This is a genomic window from Ferrovibrio sp. (genome assembly GCF_029255545.1).
Classification (GTDB): domain Bacteria; phylum Pseudomonadota; class Alphaproteobacteria; order Ferrovibrionales; family Ferrovibrionaceae; genus Ferrovibrio.
This window is the reverse complement of record NZ_JANLJJ010000080.1, coordinates 1-16,090: the sequence shown is the minus strand read 5'-3', so window position 1 is coordinate 16,090 and position 16,090 is coordinate 1. Positions and strand designations below refer to the sequence as shown.

The 16,090-nt window shown below is 65.3% G+C and carries 17 protein-coding genes and 1 riboswitch; of the genes, 5 read left to right on the top strand and 12 right to left on the bottom strand.

Going from position 1 to position 16,090, the window contains the following annotated elements; all coding sequences use genetic code 11:
- Positions 1 to 65 precede the first annotated feature (65 nt).
- Positions 66 to 314, bottom strand: coding sequence for a hypothetical protein (locus tag Q1J79_RS15855; protein ID WP_300302275.1), 249 nt, complete (start codon positions 312 to 314; stop codon positions 66 to 68).
- 136 nt (positions 315 to 450) lie between these two features.
- Here Q1J79_RS15855 and Q1J79_RS15850 point away from each other — a divergent pair, with 136 nt between their 5' ends.
- Positions 451 to 1,224, top strand: a complete 774-nt coding sequence (locus tag Q1J79_RS15850; protein WP_300302273.1) for a creatininase family protein — start codon at positions 451 to 453, stop codon at positions 1,222 to 1,224.
- Positions 1,225 to 1,231: 7 nt separating this feature from the next.
- On the opposite strand, the gene Q1J79_RS15845 is transcribed toward Q1J79_RS15850, so the two are convergent.
- Both Q1J79_RS15845 and hutI read right to left on the bottom strand, forming a co-directional pair.
- Positions 1,232 to 1,576 (bottom strand): hypothetical protein, encoded by a 345-nt coding sequence (locus tag Q1J79_RS15845; protein WP_300302270.1) that lies wholly within the window; start codon positions 1,574 to 1,576, stop codon positions 1,232 to 1,234.
- A gap of 113 nt (positions 1,577 to 1,689) precedes the next feature.
- Entirely contained in the window at positions 1,690 to 2,925 is a 1,236-nt protein-coding gene (hutI, locus tag Q1J79_RS15840; protein ID WP_300302268.1) for an imidazolonepropionase, read from the bottom strand.
- A 62-nt stretch (positions 2,926 to 2,987) separates the two neighbouring features.
- Between hutI and Q1J79_RS15835 the strand changes: the two genes are divergently transcribed.
- Entirely contained in the window at positions 2,988 to 4,367 is a 1,380-nt protein-coding gene (locus Q1J79_RS15835) for a formimidoylglutamate deiminase (protein ID WP_300302266.1), read from the top strand.
- Here Q1J79_RS15835 and argE read toward each other — a convergent pair.
- The 9 genes from argE to Q1J79_RS15790 form a co-directional block, all read right to left on the bottom strand.
- Positions 4,344 to 5,570: an acetylornithine deacetylase gene (gene argE, locus Q1J79_RS15830; RefSeq protein ID WP_300302264.1), complete on the bottom strand. Its 1,227-nt coding sequence runs from the start codon at positions 5,568 to 5,570 to the stop codon at positions 4,344 to 4,346. The two genes, Q1J79_RS15835 and argE, sit on opposite strands and share 24 nt — an antisense overlap.
- Positions 5,571 to 5,601: 31 nt before the next feature.
- Positions 5,602 to 6,255: a GTP cyclohydrolase I FolE gene (folE, locus tag Q1J79_RS15825; RefSeq protein ID WP_300302299.1), complete on the bottom strand. Its 654-nt coding sequence runs from the start codon at positions 6,253 to 6,255 to the stop codon at positions 5,602 to 5,604.
- A gap of 88 nt (positions 6,256 to 6,343) precedes the next feature.
- Complete coding sequence (apaG, locus tag Q1J79_RS15820; RefSeq protein ID WP_300302262.1) at positions 6,344 to 6,736, bottom strand: Co2+/Mg2+ efflux protein ApaG; 393 nt, start codon at positions 6,734 to 6,736, stop codon at positions 6,344 to 6,346.
- A gap of 189 nt (positions 6,737 to 6,925) precedes the next feature.
- A complete protein-coding gene (locus tag Q1J79_RS15815) occupies positions 6,926 to 7,984 on the bottom strand; it encodes an outer membrane beta-barrel protein (RefSeq protein ID WP_300302260.1) in 1,059 nt (352 codons plus the stop codon).
- A 151-nt stretch (positions 7,985 to 8,135) separates the two neighbouring features.
- Positions 8,136 to 9,353: an O-succinylhomoserine sulfhydrylase gene (metZ, locus tag Q1J79_RS15810; RefSeq protein ID WP_300302258.1), complete on the bottom strand. Its 1,218-nt coding sequence runs from the start codon at positions 9,351 to 9,353 to the stop codon at positions 8,136 to 8,138.
- A gap of 81 nt (positions 9,354 to 9,434) precedes the next feature.
- Positions 9,435 to 9,514: riboswitch (SAM riboswitch) on the bottom strand.
- 46 nt (positions 9,515 to 9,560) lie between these two features.
- Entirely contained in the window at positions 9,561 to 10,952 is a 1,392-nt protein-coding gene (locus Q1J79_RS15805) for an FAD-dependent oxidoreductase (RefSeq protein WP_300302255.1), read from the bottom strand.
- Positions 10,953 to 11,064: 112 nt separating this feature from the next.
- Positions 11,065 to 11,670, bottom strand: coding sequence for a LysE family translocator (locus Q1J79_RS15800; RefSeq protein ID WP_300302253.1), 606 nt, complete (start codon positions 11,668 to 11,670; stop codon positions 11,065 to 11,067).
- Positions 11,671 to 11,740: 70 nt separating this feature from the next.
- A complete protein-coding gene (locus tag Q1J79_RS15795) occupies positions 11,741 to 12,610 on the bottom strand; it encodes a prephenate dehydratase (protein ID WP_300302251.1) in 870 nt (289 codons plus the stop codon).
- 25 nt (positions 12,611 to 12,635) lie between these two features.
- The gene (locus tag Q1J79_RS15790) at positions 12,636 to 13,412 is read right to left on the bottom strand and encodes a 3-deoxy-manno-octulosonate cytidylyltransferase (protein ID WP_300302249.1); all 777 of its coding nucleotides are present in this window, start codon (positions 13,410 to 13,412) and stop codon (positions 12,636 to 12,638) included.
- Positions 13,413 to 13,627: 215 nt separating this feature from the next.
- Between Q1J79_RS15790 and Q1J79_RS15785 the strand changes: the two genes are divergently transcribed.
- The 3 genes from Q1J79_RS15785 to Q1J79_RS15775 form a co-directional block, all read left to right on the top strand.
- A complete protein-coding gene (locus tag Q1J79_RS15785; protein ID WP_300302246.1) occupies positions 13,628 to 14,176 on the top strand; it encodes a cytochrome c family protein in 549 nt (182 codons plus the stop codon).
- Between the two features lie 38 nt (positions 14,177 to 14,214).
- Positions 14,215 to 15,012, top strand: a complete 798-nt coding sequence (gene hisN / locus Q1J79_RS15780; RefSeq protein ID WP_300302244.1) for a histidinol-phosphatase — start codon at positions 14,215 to 14,217, stop codon at positions 15,010 to 15,012.
- Positions 15,013 to 15,032: 20 nt separating this feature from the next.
- Positions 15,033 to 16,090 (top strand): extracellular solute-binding protein (locus Q1J79_RS15775; RefSeq protein ID WP_300302242.1); only part of this gene is annotated, 1,058 nt, incomplete at its 3' end.

Genomic DNA, 16,090 nt, shown 5'->3' with positions numbered 1-16,090 from the left:
TAAGCCGGAAGCGGGCCGGCCGCCATGACATGGCGAAACCGGCCCTGAAGGTTCCGGCAGACGGATCAGCCGACCTTGCCGCCCGCGGCCTGGCAGGCTGCGGCATCCTTGACTTCGCTGAAGCCCTGGCCCTTGCAGGCATTGAGGCCCTTGCAGGAGCTGCTGGCGGTCTTGCAGGCGCTCTGGCCCTTGCAGGCATTGGCACCGATGCATTTCACGGCGGCTTCGGCCGGAGCCGCAACCAGGGCGATGGTACCGGCCGAGAAGAACGCGGCGGCGGCGGCGGCAACCGCCAGAGTGGTGGTACGGTTCATGAACGATACTCCCTGTCTGGTTAAGATCCAGCGCAAGCATCTGCCAAGGGATTGGACAAGCTGCTAGGCTGTATTTCCGTCTTCGCTCGGCCACGCGGATGCGTTACATCTGACACAAAATCGTGATGACCTGACCGTGACCCCTGCCCGCCGCACCGGTTCCCGCCTTGCCGATCTGACCTGGATCGAAGCCGCCGATCTGATCGGCGACGGCCTGCCAGTGCTGCTGCCGATCGGCGCCGCCGCCAAGGCCCATGGCCCGCATCTGCCGCTCGGCACCGACCGACTGGTGGTCGAAGCCGTGACCGAACGCCTGCTCGGCGAACTGCCTCTGCTGGCAGCGCCCGTGATCGGCCACGGTTTCTATCCGGCCTTCATCGATTACCCGGGCAGCCAGCATATCGAGGCCGCGACCTTTCAGGCGCTGGTGACCGAGCTGATCGAAGGGTTCCTGCGCCATGGCGCCGAGCGCATCATGCTGCTCAACAATGGCATCTCGACCGAACCGTCATTGCGGCTGGCGGCGCAGACCATCCTGTACCGGCACGGCATCCGCGTCGTCACCGCCGACCTGCCCCGGCTGGGCCGCGCCTGCGATGGCCTGTGGGCCGATCCAGACGGCGGGCATGCCGACGAACGCGAAACTTCGCTGATGCTGGCCATCGCGCCGGCTTTGGTACGCCTCGACCGCCTAGCCGAAACCGCGCTAGAGGACGATGCCGGACCTTCGCTGTTGCATCTGCGGCAGCCGATCCGGCTGACGCCCGAGGAGCGGCCCGGCGGCAGCCTTAACCGCAGCGGCGCGACCGGCAATGCCACGGCGGCAACGGCGGAGAAAGGCGAAAAGCTGCTGGACGCGATGGTGGCCGAGATCGCCGCCGATCTGCGGCAACTCTGGCCCGATCTCTAGAGCGATTTCAGACGATGCGCAGGTTGCGCGGGTTGGTGCGCAGCTTGAGGTCGTTGACCGCGACTTCCAGCACGTTGATGGCGCGCTTGGTCTCATCCAGCTGCTGCTTCAGCTCGGCGAGCTCGTTCTTGATATCGGTGAGTTCGCCATAGGTGAGCTGGGCGGCGCGCTCGTTCTCGGCGAAGAATTTGTTATAGGCCGCGAACTGCTTCTCAATGCCGCCCATGCGGGTTTCCAGCATGATCCGCATCTGGCTGATACGCTGCTCGAAATTGCCGAGATGCAACAGCAGCCATGCGCCCAGCCACAGCAGGACAATGGCGCCGCCCATCACATACAGCCAGTCGCTCATGCTTCACCCGGATTCTGTGTCGCGCGGGGCGCGACTCGAGCATCTGCGTATATGCAGGATACAGCGCGAAAACCCGCCGGCGCAATCACAGCCTGTGGTTAACGCGGCCAGGATCAACGCGGCAGGGGCCGGCCGGCAAACACCACCTGGCGCATGGGGTTTAAGCCGACCTGATAGGCCAGGGCCGCCGGTCGGTCGATATCCCAGACCACGAAATCGGCGGTTTTCCCGACTTCCAGCGTGCCGGCTTCACCCTGCAGCCCAAGGGCCCTGGCCGCCTGCCGGGTCATGCCGGCCAGCGCCTCGGCCGGAGTCAGGCGGAACAGGGTGCAGGCCATGCTGAGCATCAGCAGCAAAGACGTCACCGGCGAGGTCCCGGGATTGCAGTCGGTCGAGACCGCCATCGCCACGCCATGGCGGCGCAGCAGATCGATCGGTGGCAGTTGGGTCTCGCGCAGCATATAGAAAGCGCCGGGCAGCAGAACCGCCACGGTGCCGGCCTTTGCCATGGCCTGCACGCCGGCCTCGTCGAGATATTCCAGATGGTCGGCCGACAGCGCGCCAAACGCGGCGGCGAGCGCCGCGCCGCCCAGATTGCTGAGCTGCTCGGCATGCAGCTTGACCGGCAGGTTATGCCTGCGTGCCGCCTCGAACACGCGCCGCGTCTGTTCAGGCGTGAAGCCAATGCCCTCGCAGAAGGCATCCACAGCATCGGCCAGCCCGGCTTGCGCGGCGGCTGGAATGATGCGGTCGCAAACCAGGTCGATATAGCCATCGGCATCGGCGGCATATTCCGGCGGCAGCGCATGCGCCGCCAGTAATGTGGTCCGCACGCGAACGGGGTGTTGCTCGCCCAGCCGGCGCGCCACGCGCAGGCATTTCAGCTCGTTGTCCAGATCGAGGCCATAGCCCGACTTGATCTCGATGGTCGTGACACCTTCGGCCAACAGGGCGCGTAGCCGTTTTTCGCCCTGGCGGATCAGCTCATCCTCGCTCGCGGCGCGGGTGGCGGTGACGGTGGAGCGGATTCCGCCACCCGCCCTGGCAATCTCCTCATAGCTGGCGCCATTCAGGCGCAGCTCGAATTCATGGGCGCGATTGCCGCCATAGACCAGATGGGTGTGGCAATCGATCAGGCCAGGCGTGATCCAGCCCCCATTCAGATCGTGCATGGCGGTGTGCGGCCCAATGCCGTCTTTCGGCAGCTCGGCCGCCGGGCCGATCCAAGCGATGCGGCCGTTTTTGATGGCGATGGCGCCGTTGTGGATCGCGCCAAAGCCATCTTCACCGGTTGCCGCCATGGTGGCGATATCGGCCTGCCGCCAGACACTGTCCCAACTGCCGGTCATCTGCGTCTTTCGTCCCGCATCCAATTCTGCCAACTTATATATACAAGTTGGGAGACCCCGTCATGCGCCGCTTCCTGTTGCGCCACGCCCTGCTGCCGGATGGCTGGCACGACGATGTGCTGGTCGCGGTGGATGCCGCCGGCCTGATCGTATCCGTGACGCCGGCGCAGAGCGTCGTGGATGCCACCTTGCTGAACGGCCCCGTCCTGCCTGGCCTGGCCAACCTGCACAGCCATGCCTTCCAGCGCGCCATGGCCGGGCTGGCCGAGCGCAGCGGACCGGCAGCCGACAGTTTCTGGACCTGGCGCGAGACGATGTATCGCTTTGCCGCGAAGTTGACGCCGGCCGATATCGAGGCCATCGCCAGCCAGCTTTATGCCGAGATGCTGGAAGCCGGTTTCACCGCCGTGGCCGAATTCCATTACGTGCATCACCAGGCCGATGGCACGCCGTATGACGATCCGGCCGAACTGAGCTGGCGTGTCCTGGCCGCCGCCGAGGCCAGCGGCATCGGCCTGACACACCTGCCGGTGCTGTATCGCCATGGCGGTTTCGGCAACCGCGAGCCGCAGACGCGCCAGCGCCGCTTCCTGCATGACAGCGATGCCTATGCCCGGCTGCTGCAGAAACTGGAGCCCGCTTTGCGCAACCGTAGCGACCGGCGGCTGGGCATTGCGCCGCATTCGCTGCGCGCGGTTTCCCCCGAGATGCTGCGCGCCGCCCTCGCGGCGCTGGACGACATCGATGCCGCGGCGCCGGTGCATATCCATATCGCCGAGCAGATCGCCGAGGTGGACGAAAGCCTGGCCTGGAGCGGCCGGCGGCCAGTGGACTGGCTGCTGGACCAAGGCATGGTGAATGAACGCTGGTGCCTGGTGCATGCCACGCATCTCACGCCCGGCGAAACCCTGCGTCTGGCGCAAAGCGGCGCGGTAGCTGGCCTGTGCCCTACCACCGAGGCCAATCTGGGCGACGGCCTGTTTCCCGCCGTGGACTACATGGCCGCCGGCGGCCGGATCGGGATCGGATCGGACAGCCATATCAGCGTGGATGCGGCGGAAGACCTGCGCCTGCTGGAATATGGCCAGCGCCTGATCAGGCGCAGCCGCAACCTGCTGGCCAGCGGGCCGGAACGTTCGACCGGACGGCGGCTGTTCGATGCCTGTGCGGCCGGCGGCGCGCAGGCGGTGGGCCAGCCAATGGGTGCGATTGCCGTGGGACGGCGCGCCGATTTCCTGCTGCTGGATGCCGAAGCGCCGACGCTGGCGGCGCGCAACGGCGATGCCGTGCTGGACAGCTGGATCTTTGCGGGCCAGCGCCGGGCGATGCTGCGCGAGGTCTGGGTTGGCGGCCAGCGCGTGGTCGAACAGGGTCGCCATATTCGCGCCGGCGAATTCGCCGCGCGCTATCGCCAGTGCTTACGCCGCCTGATCGAGGAATGAGCGGCTGCCACCATCGCGGCAGAAGGCAATCAGCCGGCGCAGGAAGGCCTCGCCCTCGGCCACCTGGCTGAGTTCGATATATTCATCCGGCTTGTGCGCCTCGCGGATATTGCCCGGGCCGCAGACCACGGCGGGAATGCCGCCGACATGGAAGATGCCAGCCTCGGTGCCGTAGGACACCGCATGGGTCTGGTTCTGTCCCGCCAGTTTCAGCGCCAGAGTCTCGGCCGGATTGGCGCCCATGGGCAGGAAGGGCGGCACATGGGCAACGAGTTGAGTCTCGATCCCGGCCTGGGCATGGATGCGCTTCATCGCCGGCTCGAGCTGTTCGGCGGCATAGCGCTTCATCGCGTCGAGGATCGCCAGGTCGTGATCGGGCTTCACCGCGCGCACATCCCAGACCAGTTTGCATTCGCGGGCCAGGATGTTGCGTGCCGTGCCGCCATGGATCTCGCCCACGGTGATGGTGGTATAGGGCGGTTCGAAGCGTGGATCGCAATGCTCGGGTTTCTGGTATTCGCGCTGGATACGGTTCATCTCGGCGATCAGCTCTCCGGCCACCTGGATGGCGTTGACGCCCTGATGGGTCGCCGAGGAATGCGCCTCGAAACCATGCACGGTGGTATTGCAGGCGCAGACGCTCTTATGCGCATTCACCACCTGCATCTCGGTTGGCTCGCCGATGATGGCCAGCCGCGGCGCCGGGCCGCCCTGCCTGACGAAATCGATGATGCCATGCACGCCAAGGCAGCCGACTTCCTCATCATAGGAGAAGGCGAAATGCAGCGGCACGCTGAGCGGCTGCTTGAGCATTTCGGGCAGCAGCGCCAGGCAGAGCGCGATGAAGGTTTTCATGTCAGACGTGCCGCGGCCATAGAGGCGGCCGTCGCGCTGCACGACCTTGAACGGATCGCTGGTCCAGGGCTGACCATCGACCGGCACCACATCGGTATGCCCCGACAGCACGATGCCGCCGACATCGCGCGGGCCGATGGTGGCATAGAGGTTGGCCTTCCTGCCGGTGGCGTCAAATATCTTTTCCGAGGCCACGCCATGCTGCGCCAGCCAGGCGGCGATCTCGTCGATCAGGGCGAGGTTGGACAGCCGGCTGGTGGTATCGAACCCAATCAGGCGTTCGATCCAGTCGAGGGCAGCCTGACTGGGAATTTTTGGCTTGGGGGCTTTGGTCTGAATATCCGTCATCCAGCCGGTTTACGGCTGGATGACGGCGCGGTCAATCGTCGCCGCCGCTGCGGCGCTGGCCGGTGCCGCCGATCATGGCGAGAAATTCGGCCCGGGTGCGCGGGTCGTCGCGGAAGGCGCCCAGCATGCGGCTGGTGACCATGGTGACGCCCGGCTTGCGGATGCCGCGGGTGGTCATGCATTGGTGCGCCGCCTCGATCACCACGGCCACGCCGCGCGGCTGCAGCACGGTCTGCAGCGTGTTGGCGACCTGGGCGGTGAGCTTTTCCTGGATCTGCAGGCGCTTGGCATAGACCTCGATCACGCGGGCCAGCTTTGAGATGCCGACCACGCGTTTGCCGGGCAGATAGGCGACATGGGCCTTGCCGATGATCGGCACCATATGATGCTCGCAATGGCTTTCCAGCCGGATGTCGCGCAGCACGACCATCTCATCATAGCCGTCGGTTTCCTCGAAGGTGCGCTCAAGCATCGCCACCGGATCCTCGTCGTAGCCGGCGAAGAACTCCTCGTAGGAGCGCACCACGCGATCCGGCGTGCCGACCAGGCCCTCGCGATCTGGATCGTCGCCGGCCCAGCGGATCAGCGTACGCACCGCGGCTTCCGCCTCTTCGCGGCTGGGGCGCTGGGTCTTGATCTCGTCATTCGCCTTGACGAAGGACGGCAGGCTTCCGGTTTTGGCCACACTGCTCACGGCGATACTCCTGTTTCTCCGATTTTTACATATTGTACGCAGGCCATGCCGAACCGGACCAATCCCGATTGCGTTACCTTTAGTTTACCCGCCGCGCCTCATGCGGGCTGTCGAGCGAAAAAGCCGGAATCGCAACATCGAACTGCTCCCCGGCCTCGTTGACCATCTGGTAGGCGCCGACCATGAAACCGGACGGCGTCGGCAGCGGCGTGCCACTGGTATATTCGAAACTGTCACCCGGCCCGAGCACCGGCTGTTCGCCAACCACGCCGGGGCCGCGCACCTCCTGCACCCGGCCGCGCGCATCGGTGATTTTCCAATAACGGCTGCGCAGCTGCACGGTATCGCGACCGCTGTTTTCGATCTTCACGTTATAGGCCCAGACGAAATAACTCTCTTCCGGCGAAGATTGTTCGTCGAGATAGATCGGCTGCACCGTGACCGAAATATTCTGCGTGGTCTTGTGATACATGGTCCTGCTCCCGGCCAAACCGGCGGCAACAAGCCGGATAGCCGCCCTCAAAATATTAGGAGCGATAGCCGGAATGTCCAGCCAAGCCCTGCAGGCGGCCCGGGAAACCGGTGATTCCGCCAGAGCCTGAAACAGCAACGGCCGCCCCGATGAGGGGCGGCCGTGCCGCAAAGGTTGTACCCGCTGGGATTACTTGCGCAGGAAAATCTGCGCGTTGCGGTTCTCGTCGTTGCGGACGCCATCGGCGGTCGGCACGCGCGGCTTGTTCTCGCCGTTAGCCACCGTCTGGATCGAGCCCTGCGCGATGCCCTTCTGGCGGAGATAATTCGCCACGGCATCGGCGCGGCGCTGCGACAGCCGCTGGTTATAGGCATCGCTGCCCGAACGGTCGGCGTTGCCTTCAATCCGCACGTTGGTCATGCCGGTGGCGCGGTAATCGGCGATGGCGCGGTCAAGCACCTGGGTCGCCACCGGGCTGAGGTCCGACTTGTCGAACGCGAAGAACACGATGTAGGTCTCCGGCAGACGCGGCGCCGGAGCCGGCGCGGCGGCAGGAGCCGGAGCCGGCGGCGGAGGCGGCGGGGCCGCAACAACCGGCTGCGGCTTCGGGGCCGGAGCGCCGAAACGGTAGGTGATGCCCAGCATGACGGCATGGTTGGCCCAGTCAGCATCGACCGAGGTGCCGGTGGTGGTCTTCAGGCCAAGATCGCCAAAGCTGGCGGTGTAGCGGTAATCAGCGCTCAGCAGCCAGTTCTCGGTCAGCGCGTAGGAGGCACCGACGATGCCCTGGTAGGCAAACACCGTATCGCTGTCGTCGATCACGCGGGTGGCATTGACGCGGGCATCATCAACGCTGACGCGGGCGCCGCCGAGGCCGACACCGATGAAGGGATTGAACTTCTCCTTCGGCATGAAATCGTAATAGATGTTGGCGAACAGCGTCCAGGCATTCACATCGCCGCTGGCGGTGACGCCCGTGGCATTGGTGCTGTCGACGTCATTGCTGCGGTAGCCAACTTCGAGCTCGGGACGGAAATTGTTCATGAAGCTGAAGCCGGCCTTGCCGAGCACGCCATAGCCGAGGTCGAAGTCGACGTCGTTGGACGTGCCGCCGCCGGAAACCGAGCTTTCGGTCAGCCAATTCGGGCCCGCGGAAAGACCGAGATACCAGTTCTCCTGCGCGGATGCCGGAGCCGACGCCAGAGCCGCCAGAGCGGCACCCGCCAGCAGAGCGACACGAATCTTCATCAGAATCTCCTTAAATTTTGGATGGAGGCCGCAGCGCGGTCCCCGTACGTCTCAACCCCACGTCGACTATAACAAGACTCCTGGGGATTCGCATAACCCATGGTCAGGAATCTGCTGCGATAATAGCCGGCTGTGGCAGATCGGCAACAGATCAGGCCGCTTTTTCAAGGGCCTGCTGCATATCTTCAAGCAGATCCTGCCAGTCCTCCAGGCCCACCGACAGGCGCAGCAGGTCCTCGCCGATCCCGAGCCGGGCGCGCTCCTCCGGGCTCAACCTCTGGTGTGTGGTGGTGGCTGGATGAGTGATCAGGCTTTTTGAATCGCCAAGATTATTGGAGATATCCAACAATTTCAGGGCATTCAGCATGCGGAATGCTCCCGCCTTGCCACCCTTGGGCCGCAGGGCCAGCATATTTCCGCCGGCGCTCATCTGGCGCATGGCCAGGGCGTGCTGGGGGTGGTCGGCACGGCCGGGATACAGCAGGGCCGGAACACTGGTGGGGGCAGCCAGACCGGGATGGCCAGCCAGGGCATCGGCCAACCGGGCGGCGTTTTCCACCTGGCGGGACACCCGCAATTCGAGGGTTTCCAGCCCTTTCAGCATGACCCAGGCATTGAACGGGCTCAGCGCCGGCCCGGTATGGCGCAGATAGGGGGTCAGCTCGTTGGTGACAAAATCCTGCGATCCCAGCACCACGCCGCCCAGGCAGCGCCCCTGGCCGTCGATATGCTTGGTGGCGGAATAGACCACGATATCGGCGCCAAGCTGCAGCGGCTTTTGCAGCATCGGGGTAGCGAAGACGTTGTCGACCACCACGCGGGCGCCAACCTTGTGTGCCAGCGTCGCCACCGCCGGCAGGTCGATCACTTCCAGTGTGGGATTGGACGGCGTTTCCAGGAAAACGGCGCGGGTGCGCGGATTGATCGCCTGCTCCCAGGCCAACAGATCGGTACCGTCGATCAGATGCGTCCTGATGCCGAAACGCGGCAGCAATTCCTCGACGATGTAACGGCAGGAGCCGAACACCGCGCGAGCAGACACCACCTCATCACCAGCCTTGAGCTGGCACATCAGCGCCGCGTTTACCGCGGCCATGCCGCTGGCGGTGGCGCGCGCGGCCTCGGCTCCTTCCAGCAGAGCCATGCGCCGTTCGAACATCTCGACGGTGGGATTGCCAAAACGGCTGTAGACGAAGCCGGGTTGCTCGTTTTTGAAGCGGGCTTCGGCGGCCTCGGCGCTGTCGTAGCAGAAGCCGGAAGTCATGAAGATCGCTTCCGAGGTTTCGCCAAATCCGCTGCGCATGGTGCCGCCGCGCACCAGCTGGGTGGCCGGCCGCCAGGTGCGGGAAGTCTGCTTGCTGTCGCTCATCGCGTGTCGTCCTCTGGTCCGATATCAACGAAACCGGGGCCAAAAAACAAAAAACCCCGGCGCCGCAGGCCCGGGGTTTTGGGATAAAACCGCCCGACCTTTTAGCGGTTTGTTTTACGTGGTCCGCAAGCCGGTCGGCTCAAATCACCACGAATGGTCCAGCGTGATACGGCGCGGCGGCGATGCCGTCAAGCCTGATTCGCGTCTTCAGCCCAGCACCCGCAGCGCCTCGGTGGCGGCCAGGCGGCCGGACAGCCAGGCCCCGGTGGCGAAGCCGGCCCAGTCGGCCGAGGCAAAGGCTTCGCCGGCAAACAGGACCCGGCTGCGCCCGGCGGCCGAGGTGAGCGGCCGGCCGGCATTGCGGCGGGCAACGGCGAAACCGGGCCGGGCGGCGGCCACCGCGCCACGGCTGAATGGATCCTGCCCCCAGGACGAGGCAACGCCGCGCAGAAAACGGCCGTCGACCGCCTCGCCGAAGATCAGTTTCAACTGGGCGCGAGCAGCAGCCACCATCGCCGCCTCGCCCTGGGTTTCCAGCGCCCGGGCCTGCTCACCGCCAACGGTGGCGACCACAAGCGGCGTATTATGGACATTCAGGCGGAAACTGAATGTCCGGCTGCCGCCGCCATTCGCCAGCACCTGGGTATTGGCCGGCGCATTGAAACTGCCCGGTTCATAGAGCAACGCAATGCGGTTGATCAGCCCCATGCTCATGCGGCTCAATGCCTCGCGCTGTGCCGCCGGCAGAGCGGGCTGGAACAGGATGCCGTCCTGCGCCGCCAGCACGCCGAGCGGCACGGTGACGATACAGGCCTCGGCGCGCACCTGGCCTTCGGCAGTAGCGAGCGTGACGCCGTTATTGGCCCAATCGATACGCACGACCGGCTTGCCGAGCCAGACCGGCAGGCCGGCAGCATAATCAGTCACCCAGGCCCCAAAACCGCCGGGCAGCCAGGCATCGTTGCCCGTGCCCGACAGGCGCGGCGCATCCAGCGCCGAAACCTGCGGATAGTCGATGCCGATATGCAGCGGGCCGGCCATGGCACGGGCCAGATCGGCCCAGCGCGCGGCGCCGTTGACATCCAATTTCGTCCGGCTCGCCAGCGTCACATCGGCACGCAGGGTCTTGGCATCGAGCAACGCATCGTCGATGCGGTCATACAGCAGGCCGAGCAGGTCATAATCCTCGGTAGCGGCATCGCGTAGCCGGCCGTCGCGATCCCGGTCGAATAGCCAGTAATCGCCGTCATCGGATTGCAGCGCCACTTCGCGGCGCCGCATCTCACCGGCCAGCGGGTTGACATCGGCCGATTTCAGGAAGGCGGCACCAAGATCGACCGGCTGGCCCAGTCGTGCCGTATCGGTGTAGGCGCGGCCGCCGACGCGGTTTCGCGCTTCGACCACCGCCACGCTGCGGCCACGCTCCTGCAGCAGGCGCGCGGCGGCAAGGCCAGCAAGGCCGGCGCCAACAACGGCGACATCGACTTCGGCAGGAAGGGCAGCGGATTGCGCAGGCGACTGCGACGGCATCCCCAGCAGCGGCAGGGCCGCCATGGTCGCCGCGCCCTGGATCGCTTCTCGACGGGTGACGCGCTTCATCCCGCCATTATGCCGCGAAGCGCGCAGAAAACCAAAGTTAAAGCCAGAAGACGGATGATGCCAAACCCGTTCCGCTCACAGCAGAAACCCGGGTCGCGCGGAGTCCTCGCCGCTAACGCAGGATCATCGCCACCGAACCCGCCAGCGCGAGACCCATCAGGATACCGAAGACGCGCTGTCGGCGTCGATTATGCAACAGGTGCTGGGTCGCGCTGCCCAACAGCAGCCAAACCAGTCCGCTTGGCAGGGCGGCCAGCACAAAAACCGAAGCGAAGCCCACGGATTGCAAGAGCGTGTTTTCGCCGGCGGGCAGATAGGTGGCCACCGCGCTGGTGCTGACGAGCCAGGCTTTCGGGTTCACCCATTGCAGCGCCGCGGCACCCAGAAACCCGACCGGCCGCGGCGGCGAAGCTTTGGCAGCCTTCTCATCGGCCGGCGCGGCCGTTGCGATTCTCCAGGCCAGCCAGAGCAGAAAGGCCGACCCGCAAATCCGCCCGGCGAACAGGAGCTGCGGTTGCGTCAGCAGGATGCTGCCCAGCCCCGCAGCGGCGAGGAACATCATCGATCCCATGCCGGCTGACACGCCAAACAGGCAGGCCAAGCCCCGTCGCAGGCCGCCCTGAGCCCCGACAGCAGCAAGCAGCACGTTGCTTGGCCCCGGCGTGATCGCAGCAACCAGGGAAAAGACGAAAAAGGCCAAAGCATGCCCGGCGGTCATGGCCGCCACGCTAGCAAGACCCGCGATCGCGGTCTGGAATGTTTGTGCAGTCGATTGGCGCGCCGGCCGTTCAGCTCGCCGAGCGGAAAGGATGCGCCGTGAAGACGCCGATCACCTTCAGCGAGCGGCTGAAATATTCCAGTTCCTGCAGGGCGAGATCGACGTTGCGCTGGGCCGGATGGCCTTCGATCTCGGCGTAGAATTCCGCCACCTGGAAACCATCCGAGAGATAGCTTTCCAGCTTCACCACGTTGACGCCGTTGGTGGCGAAGCCACCCAGCGCCTTGTACAGCGCGGCCGGCACGCTGCGCACGCGGAACATGATCGCGGTCAGGCTGTTGCCCAGCTTCGGATCGGGATCGCGGCGCTGGCGCTCCAGCTTGATGAAGCGCGTGGTGTTGGTGTGGTTGTCCTCGATATCGGCGCGCAGCACCTGCAGGCCATAAAGTTCGCCGGCGATGGAGGACGCAATGGCCGCCTCTTCCGGGTTGTTGCGCTCGGCCACATCCTTGGCCGAACCGGCGGTATCGGTGGAGACGATCGGCTCGATGCCCAGATCCTTGATCACGCGCCGGCATTGCGACAGCGCCTGCACATGGCTGTAGACGCGCTTGACGCTCTTCAGGCTAGCCGATTTCGGCGCCAGCAACTGGTGCCGCACGCGCAGGAAATGTTCGGCGGTGATGTAGAGGCCGCCCTCAGGCAAAAGCTGATGGATGTCGGCGACGCGGCCGGCGGTGGAATTCTCGATCGGGATCAGGCCGCAGGCGGCGCGACCTTCGCGCACGGCGGCAAAGGCATCCTCGAAGGTGGCGCAGGGCAGCGGCACCATATCGGGCAGGGCCTCGCGGCAGGCCAGATGCGAGTAAGCGCCTGGCGCGCCCTGGAAGGCGACGATGCGCGCAGGATCGGTGGCGGCAGTGGCGATCTGGGCGGGCATGAAACTCTCTTCAGCGGGGCGGGAATTATCGTTGCGCGGCCATCACCTGGCGGATGCGCTCAAGGTCGGCCGGAGTATCGACGCCGAGCGGCAGGGTGTCAACGACAGCAGCCGCGATGCGCATGCCGTTCTCCAGCGCACGCAGCTGCTCCAGCTTTTCGCGCTGTTCCAGCGGCGATGGCGGCAGCGCGACGAACCGCTGCAGCGCGGCGCGACGATAGGCGTAGATGCCGATGTGATGCCACAGCGGCCCTTCGCCGCCCGGCACCGGCCGGCGGCTGAAATACAGCGCCGGGCCGATGCTCTCGCCCGGCCGCAGGCTGAGCACCGCCTTCACCACGTTAGGATCGTCGATCTCGTGTTTGTCGATAATGGGCGTCGCCAGCGTGGCGATGTCGATGCGCGGATCGGCCAGCGGCGCCAGCGCAGCGGCCACAATGGCCGGATCGATGGCGGGCAGATCGCCCTGCAGGTTGATCACCGCATCGTGGCGGCCTTCGGGATCGAGTTTTATCAGCGCCTCATGGATGCGGTCGGAGCCCGAGGGATGGTTGGGATCGGTCATCACCGCCTCGCCGCCGGCAGCGCGCACCGCGCCGGCGATGGCTTCGTCGCCGCAGGCCACCGCCACCCGGGCGAAACCGGCTTCATGGGCGCGACGCAGGCAATGCACGATCATCGGCTGGCCGTGGATATCGGCCAGCGGCTTGTCGGGCAGCCGGGTCGAGGCCAGCCGCGAGGGGATCAGCACGATGGGGTTGCTGGGCAGGCTCGATCGGCTAAGTGTCTGGTCGGCGGTCATTTGCGGTCCTGTCAGCGATGGAGGCCTGGTGCGGCAATCCGCCGCAGCCCGGGCGAGCGGATGCCCTGTCCGGCCGGATATATACGGGTTGCGAACGGACCGGGGAAGCCGCTAATGTCACGGCGATTTTTGGGCCGTTTCGGCCTGTTTTAGACCGGATTCGCTGATCGCCGCCCCAACCGCCGGCACAGCGTCGATGTCAGGAGTGTCGCACGATGGATAGTTTCGAACTGAACAAGATGATCGGCGCCGCGCTGTTCTGCCTGCTGATCATCATGGGTGTGAATCAGTTCGGCAACATCCTGGTCTCACCGAAGAAGCTGGCCGAACCGGCCTACAAGATCGAAGTGGCCGAGGAAGCCCCGAAGGGTGGTGCCGGCGCCGCCGCCAAGCAGGAAGAGGCCGACCCGCCGGTTGCCACCCTGCTCGCCGCCGCCAGCGTCGATGCCGGCAAGAAGGCCTTCAGCAAGTGCGCCGCCTGCCACAGCGCGGACAAGGGTGGCGCGGCCAAGGTCGGCCCGAACCTTTATGACATCGTCGATGCCGCGAAAGGCCACATGGCCGGTTTTGCCTATTCCGATGCCATCAAGAAGACCGAGGGCGCCTGGACCTATGACAATCTCTACGCCTTCCTGAAGAACCCGAAGGCCTATGCCCCGGGCACCAAGATGGCCTATGCCGGCTCGAAGAGCGCCAAGGAGCGCGCCGACCTGATCGCCTATCTGCGCAGCCTGTCGGACAGCCCGAAGCCGCTGCCGAACTGAAGCCGCGTTTTCCAGACCAAAGGCCGGGAGCCGTCGACATGCGCGACATCCCGGCCTTTTCTGTTTCCGCCGACGAACTGACCGCCTTTGCCGGCCATCTGGCCGACCTGGCCGGCGCGGCGATCCGGCCGCATTTCCGCCAGCGCCTTGATGTCGAGGCCAAGGCCGATGACTCGCCCGTCACCATCGCCGACCGCGCGGCCGAGGCCGCCATGCGCCAGGCCATCGAGGCGAAATATCCCGCCCACGGCATCTATGGCGAGGAATACGGCCATGCCCGGCCGGAGGCGCCCTGGCAGTGGATTCTCGATCCGATCGACGGCACCAAGAGCTTTGTCACCGGCCTGCCGATCTTTGGCACCCTGATCGCGCTGACTTTCGAGGGCCAGCCGGTGCTGGGCGTGATCGACCAGCCGAATATGCGCGACCGCTGGGTTGGCGCGTCGGGCCGCGCCACCATATTCAATGGCATGGCAACCCGTGCGAACCCCCGCAGCGACCTGGCCAAGGCCACCCTGGCCACCACCTCGGTGGGCCTGTTCAATACGGCTGAAGCCGCGGCCTTCGAAAGCCTGCGCAAGGCCTGCTGGCTCAACCGGCTGGCCGGCGACTGCATCGTCTATGGCCTGATCGCCTCGGGCTTTGTCGACGTGGTTCTCGAAAGCCGGGTGCAGCCCTATGATTACGCGGCCCTGATCCCCGTGGTCGAAGGCGCCGGTGGCGTGATCACCGACTGGGAAGGCCGTCCACTCGATACCCGCAATCCCGCCCGCGTGCTGGCTGCCGCCAATCCGGCCCTGCATGCCGCGGCACAGGCCTATCTGTCCGGAGCCTGATCCATTTTGGGAGTGACCTGATGCGAACCGTGCTGCTCTCCGCCCTTCTTGCGTTTTCGATCAGCACACCGGTTATCGCCCAGTCGCCAGCCGGCAAGACCAGCCACGCATTGTCCCTGATCGGCGCGCCGAAATACGGGCCGGATTTCAAGCAGCTTGATTACGTCAATCCGAACGCGCCGAAGGGCGGCGAGGTAAAGCTTTACGCCGTAGGCGGCTTCGACAGCCTGAACCCCTTCATACCGAAGGGCGACGAGGCGCCGGGCCTGGGCTTTGTTTACGAGACGCTGATGGTCTCGACCATGGATGACGACACCAGCGAATACGGCCTGATCGCCGAAAGCGTCGAGGTGCCCGCGGACCTGAGCTGGGTGGCCTTCAATCTGCGCGTGGAAGCGAAATGGGCCGATGGCAAGGCCATCACGGCCGAAGACGTGGCCTGGAGCTTCGAGCAGATCCAGAAACATGGCGATCCGCAGCTGCAGCTCTATTACGCCAATGTTCAAAAAGCGGAAATTCTCTCGCCCCGAAAGGTGAAGTTCCATTTCTCCGGCCCGAAAAATCGCGAGCTGCCGCAGATCATGGGGCAACTGCCGGTGGTGCAGAAGACGCAATGGGAAAAACGCGGCTTCGACAAGACCACGCTGGAGCCCTGGACCGGCTCGGGGCCATACAAGATCGCCGCGCTGGAGGCGAACCGCTATATCGTCTACGAGCGCCGCAACGACTGGTGGGCCAAGGACCTGCCGGTGAGCAAGGGCCGCTACAATTTCGACCGCATCCGCTACGACCTCTACCGCGACACCACCGTGACGCTCGAGGCGTTCAAATCCGGGCAGTATGATTTCCGGCGCGAGAATATCGCCCGCGTCTGGGCCACCGGCTACGACTTCCCCGCCGTCGCCCAGGGTCTGGTGAAAAAGGTCGAGCTGCCGCATGAACGGCCTTCGGGCCTGAGCGGCTTCGTGTTCAATATCCGCCGGGCAAAATTCCAGGATGTGCGCGTGCGCCGCGCGCTGACGCTGGCCTTCGATTACGAATGGACCAACAAGACCTTCTTTTACGGCGGCTACAGCCG

Coding starts and splice junctions, on each gene's coding strand:
- Q1J79_RS15855 (WP_300302275.1), bottom strand. CDS start 314: ATGAACCGTACCACCACTCTGGCGGTTGCCGCCGCCGCCGCCGCGTTC.
- Q1J79_RS15845 (WP_300302270.1), bottom strand. CDS start 1,576: ATGAGCGACTGGCTGTATGTGATGGGCGGCGCCATTGTCCTGCTGTGG.
- hutI (WP_300302268.1), bottom strand. CDS start 2,925: ATGACCGGCAGTTGGGACAGTGTCTGGCGGCAGGCCGATATCGCCACC.
- Q1J79_RS15835 (WP_300302266.1), top strand. CDS start 2,988: ATGCGCCGCTTCCTGTTGCGCCACGCCCTGCTGCCGGATGGCTGGCAC.
- argE (WP_300302264.1), bottom strand. CDS start 5,570: ATGACGGATATTCAGACCAAAGCCCCCAAGCCAAAAATTCCCAGTCAG.
- apaG (WP_300302262.1), bottom strand. CDS start 6,736: ATGTATCACAAGACCACGCAGAATATTTCGGTCACGGTGCAGCCGATC.
- Q1J79_RS15815 (WP_300302260.1), bottom strand. CDS start 7,984: ATGAAGATTCGTGTCGCTCTGCTGGCGGGTGCCGCTCTGGCGGCTCTG.
- metZ (WP_300302258.1), bottom strand. CDS start 9,353: ATGAGCGACAGCAAGCAGACTTCCCGCACCTGGCGGCCGGCCACCCAG.
- Q1J79_RS15805 (WP_300302255.1), bottom strand. CDS start 10,952: ATGAAGCGCGTCACCCGTCGAGAAGCGATCCAGGGCGCGGCGACCATG.
- Q1J79_RS15800 (WP_300302253.1), bottom strand. CDS start 11,670: ATGACCGCCGGGCATGCTTTGGCCTTTTTCGTCTTTTCCCTGGTTGCT.
- Q1J79_RS15795 (WP_300302251.1), bottom strand. CDS start 12,610: ATGCCCGCCCAGATCGCCACTGCCGCCACCGATCCTGCGCGCATCGTC.
- Q1J79_RS15790 (WP_300302249.1), bottom strand. CDS start 13,412: ATGACCGCCGACCAGACACTTAGCCGATCGAGCCTGCCCAGCAACCCC.
- Q1J79_RS15785 (WP_300302246.1), top strand. CDS start 13,628: ATGGATAGTTTCGAACTGAACAAGATGATCGGCGCCGCGCTGTTCTGC.
- hisN (WP_300302244.1), top strand. CDS start 14,215: ATGCGCGACATCCCGGCCTTTTCTGTTTCCGCCGACGAACTGACCGCC.